Annotated in this window: 11 protein-coding genes and 3 pseudogenes; 9 read left to right on the top strand and 5 right to left on the bottom strand. The window is 65.6% G+C overall.

Features of this window, described 5'->3' with window-relative positions; all coding sequences use genetic code 11:
- Positions 1 to 83 precede the first annotated feature (83 nt).
- From ACQKQA_RS28640 to nrdR, 4 genes and pseudogenes are all read right to left on the bottom strand, one after another.
- A pseudogene (locus tag ACQKQA_RS28640) lies at positions 84 to 197 on the bottom strand (3,4-dihydroxy-2-butanone-4-phosphate synthase); the annotation flags it as partial.
- Between the two features lie 31 nt (positions 198 to 228).
- A complete protein-coding gene (locus ACQKQA_RS28635; RefSeq protein WP_427564573.1) occupies positions 229 to 891 on the bottom strand; it encodes a riboflavin synthase in 663 nt (220 codons plus the stop codon).
- Between the two features lie 45 nt (positions 892 to 936).
- Complete coding sequence (ribD, locus tag ACQKQA_RS28630) at positions 937 to 2070, bottom strand: bifunctional diaminohydroxyphosphoribosylaminopyrimidine deaminase/5-amino-6-(5-phosphoribosylamino)uracil reductase RibD (protein ID WP_427564572.1); 1134 nt, start codon at positions 2068 to 2070, stop codon at positions 937 to 939.
- Entirely contained in the window at positions 2067 to 2531 is a 465-nt protein-coding gene (gene nrdR, locus ACQKQA_RS28625; RefSeq protein ID WP_007924133.1) for a transcriptional regulator NrdR, read from the bottom strand. Before nrdR ends, ribD begins: the two co-directional genes overlap by 4 nt.
- A gap of 129 nt (positions 2532 to 2660) precedes the next feature.
- On the opposite strand from nrdR, the gene ACQKQA_RS28620 reads away from it, so the two are divergent.
- The 3 genes from ACQKQA_RS28620 to trxA all read left to right on the top strand — a co-directional run bounded on the left by ACQKQA_RS28620 (position 2661) and on the right by trxA (position 4807).
- Positions 2661 to 3119, top strand: coding sequence for a hypothetical protein (locus tag ACQKQA_RS28620; RefSeq protein ID WP_427564571.1), 459 nt, complete (start codon positions 2661 to 2663; stop codon positions 3117 to 3119).
- The gene (locus ACQKQA_RS28615) at positions 3116 to 3772 is read left to right on the top strand and encodes a class I SAM-dependent methyltransferase (protein WP_427564570.1); all 657 of its coding nucleotides are present in this window, start codon (positions 3116 to 3118) and stop codon (positions 3770 to 3772) included. The genes ACQKQA_RS28620 and ACQKQA_RS28615 overlap by 4 nt, the downstream gene beginning before the upstream one ends.
- Before the next feature lie 162 nt (positions 3773 to 3934).
- Entirely contained in the window at positions 3935 to 4807 is an 873-nt protein-coding gene (gene trxA, locus ACQKQA_RS28610) for a thioredoxin (protein ID WP_427564569.1), read from the top strand.
- Positions 4808 to 4811: 4 nt separating this feature from the next.
- Here trxA and ACQKQA_RS28605 read toward each other — a convergent pair whose 3' ends face one another.
- On the bottom strand, positions 4812 to 5165 hold the full coding sequence (locus ACQKQA_RS28605) for a hypothetical protein (RefSeq protein ID WP_427564568.1): 354 nt from the start codon (positions 5163 to 5165) through the stop codon (positions 4812 to 4814).
- 135 nt (positions 5166 to 5300) lie between these two features.
- On the opposite strand from ACQKQA_RS28605, the gene ACQKQA_RS28600 reads away from it, so the two are divergent.
- From ACQKQA_RS28600 to ACQKQA_RS28575, 6 genes and pseudogenes are all read left to right on the top strand, one after another.
- Positions 5301 to 5888 carry a DUF2796 domain-containing protein gene (locus ACQKQA_RS28600; RefSeq protein ID WP_427564567.1) on the top strand — a complete coding sequence of 196 codons (588 nt, stop codon included), beginning with the start codon at positions 5301 to 5303 and terminating at the stop codon, positions 5886 to 5888.
- A 136-nt stretch (positions 5889 to 6024) separates the two neighbouring features.
- Positions 6025 to 6735 (top strand): ABC transporter ATP-binding protein, encoded by a 711-nt coding sequence (locus ACQKQA_RS28595; protein WP_427564566.1) that lies wholly within the window; start codon positions 6025 to 6027, stop codon positions 6733 to 6735.
- Between the two features lies 1 nt (position 6736).
- Positions 6737 to 8002: an ABC transporter permease gene (locus tag ACQKQA_RS28590; protein ID WP_427564565.1), complete on the top strand. Its 1266-nt coding sequence runs from the start codon at positions 6737 to 6739 to the stop codon at positions 8000 to 8002.
- Positions 8003 to 8029: 27 nt separating this feature from the next.
- On the top strand, positions 8030 to 8548 hold the full coding sequence (locus ACQKQA_RS28585; RefSeq protein WP_427564564.1) for a DUF3299 domain-containing protein: 519 nt from the start codon (positions 8030 to 8032) through the stop codon (positions 8546 to 8548).
- A 202-nt stretch (positions 8549 to 8750) separates the two neighbouring features.
- Positions 8751 to 8927, top strand: a pseudogene (locus tag ACQKQA_RS28580) (outer membrane protein OmpW); the annotation flags it as partial.
- Between the two features lie 2 nt (positions 8928 to 8929).
- Positions 8930 to 9023, top strand: a pseudogene (locus ACQKQA_RS28575) (LysR family transcriptional regulator); the annotation flags it as partial.

Below are 9023 nucleotides of genomic sequence, written 5' to 3'. Positions count from 1 at the left end.
GGCGGACGGCCGTGGGCAACTGCTCGAGTTTCTCCACGTGGGCCAGCGGTATCAGCAGCACATGGCCCTGGCCCAGCGGGTCACTCGGCGGCCATGATCAGGTCGCCTTCGTTCTCGCGGTCTTCGTCATCCATGAGGATGACCATCTTGCCTTGGCGGATGTCTTCAACCAGTTCTTCGATGCTGTTGAGCGCCACGCGGCACCCCCCTTCTTTCAAAATTTGAGGTTCAGGATTTGAGGTAGCCGTTAGCGGCCAGAAAACTTTCGGTGATACCGCCGCTCGCAGGCTCCGCGGCCTTGTCGCCCAGCAGCAGGCGCTCCAGGTAACGCGCCAGCAGGTCGACTTCGAGGTTCACCCGACGCCCCGGTTTGTACGACGCCATGATGGTTTCGCTCAGGGTGTGCGGAATGATGGTCAGCAGGAACTCGGCGCCATCGACCGCGTTCACCGTGAGGCTGGTGCCGTCGACGGTGATCGAGCCTTTATGGGCGATGTACTTGGCCAGCTCCTGCGGCGCTCGGATGCGGAACTCCACGGCCCGGGCGTTATCGGTACGGGCAACCACCTCGCCGACACCGTCGACGTGGCCGCTGACCAGGTGCCCGCCGAGGCGAGTGGTCGGGGTCAGGGCTTTTTCCAGGTTGACCGGGCTGCCGCTTTTCAAGTCGTTCATGGCGGTGCAGTCGAGGGTTTCACGACTGACGTCCGCAGCAAAGCCGTTGCCCGGCAGCTCGACCGCGGTCAGGCACACGCCATTGACCGCGATGCTGTCGCCCAGCTTGACGTCGCTCAGGTCGAGCTTGCCGGTTTCCACGAACACCCGCACATCGCCGCCCTTGGGGGTCAGTGCACGGATGCTGCCGATGGATTCGATGATGCCTGTAAACATGGAGTCCTCCTCGAGAACAGGGCCACGCGTTGCGCAAGCCCGGAATTATACGCTCGCTGCTGGCAGAGGAATGGCAATGACTCGCCAGTCATCGCCCACGGCGCGCATTTCGATGATTTTCAGCTGCGGCGCCTCGCTCATCCGCGCCAGCGGCCAGTCGAGCAGCGGCCGCGCCGAAGAGCCAAGGAACTTGCCGGCGACAAAGATCTGGTATTCGTCCACCAGCCCTTGCTGGGCAAAGGCCCCCGCCAGGCGCGGGCCGGCTTCCACCAGCACTTCGTTGACGCCACGGGCGGCCAGCTCGCTCAGCAGCCAGCGCAAGTCCACCTGGCCGTCGGCCCCCGGCACGATCAGGCATTCCGGACCGTTGGCATATTGCTCTTCCACCGCGGCACAGGTGGCGACCAGCGCCGGCCCGGCCTTGAAGAACGGCGCATCGAGGGGCACCCGCAGGCGGCCATCGATCAACACGCGCAAAGGTGGGCGGCTCATGGCCAGGGCAGTCTGTTCCGCATCCAGCCCCAACTCCTCGGCGCGCACCGTCAGCCGGGCGTTGTCCGCCAGCACCGTGTCGGCACTGGTCAGCACCACGCTGGCCTGGGCCCGCAAGCGCTGCACCGCGGAGCGCGCGGCGGGGCCGGTGATCCACTGGCTTTCGCCGCTGGCCATGGCGGTGCGCCCGTCCAGGCTCATCGCCAGCTTGACCCGCACGAACGGCAGGCCATGTTCCATGCGTTTGAGGAACCCCTGGTTGAGCACCCGGGCTTCCTGCTCCATCACACCGCTATGGGTGGCGATGCCCGCCTGGGCCAGGCGCTGCAGACCGCGGCCGGCGACTTCCGGGTTGGGGTCCTGCATCGCCGCCACCACCCGCGCCACACCAGCAGTCACCAGCGCATCGGCGCACGGCGGCGTCCGGCCATGGTGGCTGCAGGGCTCGAGGGTCACATAGGCGGTGGCACCCCGGGCGTTGTCACCGGCGGCGCGCAAGGCGTGGACTTCGGCATGGGGCTCGCCGGCCCGCACATGCCAGCCTTCGCCGACGACCTGGCCGTCGCGCACGATCACGCAACCGACCCGGGGGTTGGGGTGCGTGCTGAAGCGCCCCCTGGCCGCCAGCTCCAGGGCTCGCGCCATATAGTGGGCGTCGAGCACCGCCTGCTCGCGGGAGATGTTCATTCTTTGCCCGGCTCGCGGGCAAGGCGGTCGATCTCTTCGCGGAATTCGTTGAGATCCTGGAAGCGCCGGTAGACCGAGGCGAAGCGGATATAGGCCACTTCATCGAGCTTTTGCAGCTCGGCCATCACCAGTTCGCCGACGACTAGGGACTTGACCTCGCGCTCGCCGGTGGCGCGCAGCTTGTGCTTGATATGCACCAGCGCGGCTTCCAGGCGCTCGACGCTGACCGGGCGTTTTTCCAGGGCGCGCTGCATGCCAGCGCGGAGTTTTTCTTCGTCGAAGGGCTGACGGCTGCCGTCAGTCTTGATCAGGCGCGGCAACACCAGTTCAGCGGTTTCGAAGGTGGTGAAACGCTCACCGCAGGCCAGGCATTCGCGCCGGCGGCGCACCTGTTCGCCTTCGGCGACCAGACGCGAGTCGATGACCTTGGTGTCGTTGGCACCGCAGAAGGGACAGTGCATGGTGGCAGGCAACAAAAAAAGGGAGGGCCATGGTAGCGCATCCCACTGGCAAGACAAGCCATAGCCTTTACGGTATACAGACCGACTATTATGTTTTGCACATGGAATTTCGTCTTGTTGGAGCTTCGCATGCCGCTACGATCGCTCGTTCTGCTCAGCCTTTTCAGCCTGCTGGTCGCTTGCAGCAGCGACGCCCCGAAACCTGCCTCGTCCAGCGTGCCGCCCCAGCAAAGCGTGAAAAAAGCCCAGGAGGCCGCCGACCTCGGCCCCCTGCCGACCTACCAGCGTGAACTGAGCGGGACCCTGCAGGGCGTACCGGCGGGTGCCGAAGTGGAACTGGCGTTGCTGGTGATCGACGAACGTGGCCGCCCGCAACGCCTGCTGGCCAGCAGCAACCTGATCGGCAACGACAAGGTGCTGCCGTTCCGCCTGCGCTTCAATCCCGATGTCTTCCCAGCGGGCGCCCGGGTCGAACTGCGCGGTCGCGCCAGCCAGTCCGGGCAGTTGATCCTGCACCTGCCGGCGCAACGTATCACCCAACCCACCACCCAGGCCGTGGGCCAGCTGCAATTCGTCAAAGCACCATGATCCCACCGCTCGACCTGCAACAGGCCCTGAACGAACTGCTGGGCGATGCCCGGCTGGTGGCCTGCGAGTTGCCGGACACCGAACTGCGGCTGTGGCTGATCGATGCCGACAACATGGACCGCGCCTTCACCCCCGAGGAAACCCGGCGCATTCTCCACGAACCGCCGTACTGGAGTTTCTGCTGGGCCAGCGGCCTGGCCCTGGCGCGCTACCTGGCCGAGCGGCCGCAGTGGGTGCAAGGCAAGCGGGTGCTGGATTTCGGCGCCGGTTCCGGTGTGGCCGGCATCGCCGCGCTGAAGGCCGGCGCGCTGGAGGTGGTGGCCTGCGACCTGGACCCACTGGCCATTGCCGCCTGCCAGGCGAACGCCGCGCTCAACGGGGTGGAACTGAGTTACTCCACGGACTTTTTCGCCGAAGCGGATCGCTTCGACCTGATCCTGGTGGCCGACGTGCTCTACGACCGCGCCAACCTGCCGCTGCTCGACCAGTTCCTCAGCCGTGGCCGCCAGGCCCTGGTGGCGGACTCCCGGGTCAAGGATTTCCAGCATCCGCTGTATCGACGCCTGGAAATGCTCCACGCCCTGACCCTGCCGGACCTGGCCGAGCCCTGGGAGTTTCGCGAGGTGAGCCTGTATCACGCGCAGCGCGATTGATGAGGTGGTGGTCTATCGCGGGCAAGCCTCGCTCCTACAGACGCCGCTTACTTTGTAGGAGCGAGGCTTGCCCGCGAAGCGATCTACCGCTCACTCCTCCGCTTTCAGCCACACCCCGCCAGACCTTATAGTTGTTCCATTCACGTTTCTTCGAGATCCCCCATGAGTCAGGACACGCCGTACATTTTCGACGCCAGCACCGCCGACTTCGACCAGTCGGTGATCGAGAACTCGTTCCACAAACCGGTGCTGGTGGATTTCTGGGCCGAATGGTGCGCGCCCTGCAAGGCGCTGATGCCGATGCTGCAACAGATCGCCGAGAGCTATCAGGGCGAGCTGCTGCTGGCCAAGGTCAACTGCGATATCGAACAGGACATCGTCGCCCGCTTCGGCATTCGCAGCCTGCCGACCGTGGTGCTGTTCAAGGACGGTCAGCCGGTGGATGGCTTTGCCGGTGCGCAACCGGAATCGGCGGTGCGCGCCATGCTCGAACCCCATGTGCAGATGCCGCCCCCCAAAGCCGCCGACCCGCTGGAGCTGGCCGAGGCGCTGTTCGCCGAAGGTCGCATCGCCGATGCCGAAGCCACCCTGAAAGTGCTGCTGAGCGGAGACAACACCCATGCCAAGGCGCTGATCCTCTACGCCCGCTGCCTGGCCGAACGCGGTGAACTGGGCGAAGCCCAGACCGTGCTCGACGCGGTCAAGAGCGACGAGCACAAGGCCGCGCTGGCCGGGGCCAAGGCGCAGATCACCTTCCTCAAGCAGGCCGCCGACCTGCCCGACCCCGCCGACTTGAAAAGCCGCCTGGCGCAGAACCCGCAGGACGACGAAGCGGTGTATCAACTGGCTATCCAGCAGCTGGCGCGCCAGCAGTACGACGCGGCGCTGGATGCGCTGCTCAAGCTGTTCGTCCGCAACCGCAGCTACAACGAAGGCCTGCCGCACAAGACCTTGCTGCAAGTGTTCGAGCTGCTGGGCAACGATCACCCGCTGGTGACCACCTACCGCCGCAAGCTGTTCGCGGCGTTGTATTGATCGGTCACTCGATCCAGCTGTAGAGCGGCGTATCGCCGCCGCTCACCACCTTGACCTGGGCGCTGTGGCGCAAACGCACCAACAGGCGCTTGCCCGCCGCGGCGCTGCCGGTCAGGCCCTCCAGTTGCTCCAGCAGGTCCGGGCCGCTCAACTGCCCGGCCTTGCGCAGCAAGTCCCTGGCGATCTGCCACAGCGTATCGTCCGGGCTCGCCGGCTTGGCCGCGGGCGCGCCGCTTTCGGCTTGAACCGAAGGTAACTGCGCCCCCAGCCGGGCACTCAATCGATCCCAGTCGCCCTCGTCCAGTTCCAGGGTCAAATCCACCGGCCATTCGCCGATGCTTCCACGAATCCGCACCATCGCTGCACTCCCGACAATTTCTGACGAGCATGCTCCCACGCGTCTTGCGCAACGCCAAGCAGGCGGTCAAACTCTCGCAGCCACCGTTATAAGATTACATAACATTTTTTTCATGTTCGCTCCCGGAGACTCGCCATGCGCCGCCTGCTTCTCGCTTTGCCGTTTGCCCTGTTGCCCCTGGCCATCGCTCAAGCGGCCGAACAGGATCACGCCCATGAACATGGCAGCCTTGGCGCCCACGAGCATGGCGTGGCCCGCCTGAACGCGGCGCTGGACGGCCAGACCCTGGAGCTGGAGCTGGAAAGCCCGGCGATGAACCTGGTGGGCTTCGAGCATGCCGCCAGCACCGACGCCGACAAGGCCAAGGTTGCTGCCGTGCGCGCCCAGCTGGAAAAACCCCTGGCGCTGTTCAGCCTGCCCCCCGCCGCCGGTTGCGTGGTGGCGCAGCAGGAACTGGAAAGCCCGCTGTTCGGCGACCAGCCGGACGCCGACGAGCATGACGAAGGCCACGACGCCGCCGGCCACGAACATCATCATGAACACAGCGAGATCCACGCCCGCTACCAATTCACCTGCGCCACGCCGGGCGCCCTGAAGAGCCTGGACCTGGCCGGCCTGTTCAAGACCTTCCCCGCCACCCAGAAAATTCAGGTACAACTTATCTCGCCAAACGGTCAGCAAGGCCTGGAAGCAACAGCCAAGGCCGCCAGCCTGAAGTTCTGACCCACCACCTTCCTTGTAGGAGCGAAGCTTGCTCGCGATAACCGTCGTCCGGCTTGCATCCTCTGCTGGCCCTGACACCGCCAGCGCGAGCAAGCTTCGCTCCTGCAGATAAGCACTCACTCATGACCCCATGCCCATGACCCAAGCACTGATCCAACTGTCCGACCTGGGCTTCGGCTGGCCCGGCCATCCGCCGTTGCTGGATATCCCGGCGTTCCGCCTGGAAGCGGGGGAAACCCTGTTCCTCAAGGGCCCTAGCGGCAGCGGCAAGACCACCCTGCTCGGCCTGCTCGGCGGCGTGCAGAAACCCGACCGGGGCAGCATCCGCCTGCTGGGCCAGGAGCTGACCGAACTCTCGGCCGGTGCCCGCGACCGCTTCCGGGTCGATCACACCGGCTACATCTTCCAGCAGTTCAACCTGCTGCCGTTTCTCTCGGTGCGCGAGAACGTCGAGTTGCCCTGCCATTTCTCCAAGTTGCGGGCCAGTCGCGCCGCCCAGCGCCACGGCAGTATCGACCAGGCAGCGGCCACCCTGCTCGCCCACCTGGGTCTGAAAGACCCGGACCTGCTCGAACGTCGCGCCGACTCCTTGTCCATCGGCCAGCAACAACGGGTCGCCGCCGCCCGCGCGCTGATCGGCCAGCCGGAACTGGTGATCGCCGACGAGCCGACCTCGGCCCTGGACTACGACGCCCGCGAAGCCTTTATCCGCCTGTTGTTCGCCGAATGCCGCGAAGCCGGGTCCAGCCTGCTGTTCGTCAGCCACGACCAGAGCCTGGCGCCGCTGTTCGATCGCAACCTGTCGCTGGCCGAACTCAATCGCGCCGCCACGCCCGCAGAGGTCTGAGATGTATCTGTTCCGTCTAGCCATGGCCAGCCTGGCTAACCGCCGCTTCACCGCGCTCCTCACCGCGTTCGCCATCGCCCTGTCGGTCTGCCTGCTGCTGGCCGTCGAGCGCGTGCGCACCGAAGCCCGCGCCAGCTTCGCCAGCACCATCAGCGGCAGCGACCTGATCGTCGGCGCCCGCTCCGGCTCGGTGAACCTGCTGCTGTACTCGGTGTTCCGCATCGGCAACGCCACCAACAACATCCGCTGGGACAGCTTCGAGCACTTCGCGAGCAACCCGAAAGTGCAATGGGCGATCCCGATTTCCCTCGGCGATTCCCATCGCGGCTACCGGGTGATGGGCACCACCGGGGCCTACTTCGAGCATTACCAGTACGGCCACCAGCAGCACCTGCAACTGGCCAGCGGCCGTGAGTTCGCCAGCGATCCGTTCGAGGTGGTGCTGGGTGCCGAAGTCGCCGACGCGCTGCACTACACACTCGGCGACAAGCTGGTGCTGGCCCACGGCGTGGCGGCCATCAGCCTGGTCAAGCACGACGACAAACCCTTCACCGTGGTCGGCATCCTCAAGCGCACCGGCACCCCGGTGGACCGCACGCTGCACATCAGCCTGGGCGGCATGGAAGCGATCCACATCGACTGGCACAACGGCGTGCCGGCCCAGGGCAACGGCCGCGTCAGCGCCGACCAGGCACGCAACATGGACCTCACGCCACAGGCGATCACCGCCTTCATGCTCGGCCTGAACAGCAAGATCGCCACCTTCGCCCTGCAGCGGGAAATCAACGAATACCGGGGCGAGCCGATGCTGGCGATCCTGCCCGGGGTGGCCCTGCAGGAACTGTGGAGCCTGATGGGCACCGCGGAAAAGGCGCTGTTCGTGGTGTCGCTGTTCGTAGTGCTGACCGGTCTGATCGGCATGCTCACGGCGATCCTCACCAGCCTCAACGAGCGCCGCCGGGAAATGGCGATCCTGCGTTCGGTCGGCGCGCGGCCCTGGCATATCGCCTCGCTGCTGGTGCTGGAAGCCTTCGCCCTGGCGCTGTCCGGCGTGCTCGCCGGGCTTGGCCTGCTGTACCTGGGCATCGCCCTGGCCCAGGGTTACGTGCAGTCGGCTTATGGGCTGTATCTGCCGCTGTCCTGGCCGAGCGAGTATGAGTGGACGCTGCTTGGCGCTATCCTGATCGCCGCCCTGCTGATGGGCAGCGTGCCGGCCTGGCGCGCCTACCGACAATCCCTGGCCGATGGCCTGTCCATCCGTTTGTGAGGAACTCTGGTTATGAGGAGCTCCGGCATGCCCCGTGCCCTGCTTGCGCTGTTGATGCTGGTCGCCCTGCCGCTATGGGCCGCCGAGCCCCGGGACCTGGCCTGGTCGGAAATGATCCCGCCGGACGCGCCGGCGGAAGTGCCGAACATGAAGCCGCTGCACGACCTGTCGCAGATGAGCGACGCCCTGGCTGCCGAGGCTGCCCCGGCGGCGAAGCAGGACATGCCCAACGCCCCGGTGGTGCAGAGCCTGGACGGCCTGTCGGTGCGCCTGCCCGGCTACATAGTGCCGCTGGAAGTCAGCGAGGACGGCCGCACCACGGAGTTTCTGCTGGTGCCCTATTTCGGCGCCTGCATCCACGTGCCGCCACCGCCGTCGAACCAGATCGTGCATGTGAAAAGCGAGGTTGGGGTAAAGCTCGACGAGCTGTATCAACCGTACTGGGTCGAGGGGCCGATGCAGGTCAAGGCGTCCACCAGCGAGATCGCCGACGCGGGTTACCAGATGGAGGCACAGAAGATCTACGTGTACGAATTGCCGGAGTGAAACCCGGCTTTTGCAGCGGCCTGCCTGACCCCATCGCCAGCAGGCTCACGCCTGCAAAAGAGCAGTGATTCAAGGGCGCGCATAGCGCCGGACTTGCTTTGCTCTCGCATGGATCCAGTTTTCATTGAGCTGAATCAAAGCCCGCTCCTTGACGATCCTTACCATTGGACCTAGCCAACCTGAATTGTCCTTTGGAGTTCCCATGCACAAGTCCCTGCTCAGCGCCTCCCTGTTCGCGCTCGCACTAGCAGCCCCGATCGCCCACGCCCACGACGCCGGCGACATCATCGTTCGTGCCGGTGCCATCACCGTCAATCCGGATGCCGACAGCGGCAACGTCAAGGTCGATCGCGGCCCGCTGGCCGGCACCAACCTCGGCGCCTGACCAACCGCACACGTCCCTTCCTGTTCGCCGATACCGACTTTGACGCGGCGATCTACTTTGGCGACGCCGACTGGTCGGGTACTCAATCCC

Origin of the sequence: Pseudomonas sp. NPDC089530 (assembly GCF_050280705.1) — a bacterium.
Taxonomy (GTDB): domain Bacteria; phylum Pseudomonadota; class Gammaproteobacteria; order Pseudomonadales; family Pseudomonadaceae; genus Aquipseudomonas.
The sequence above is the reverse complement of the archived record's forward strand: the minus strand, read 5'-3'. Positions and strand labels throughout refer to the sequence as shown.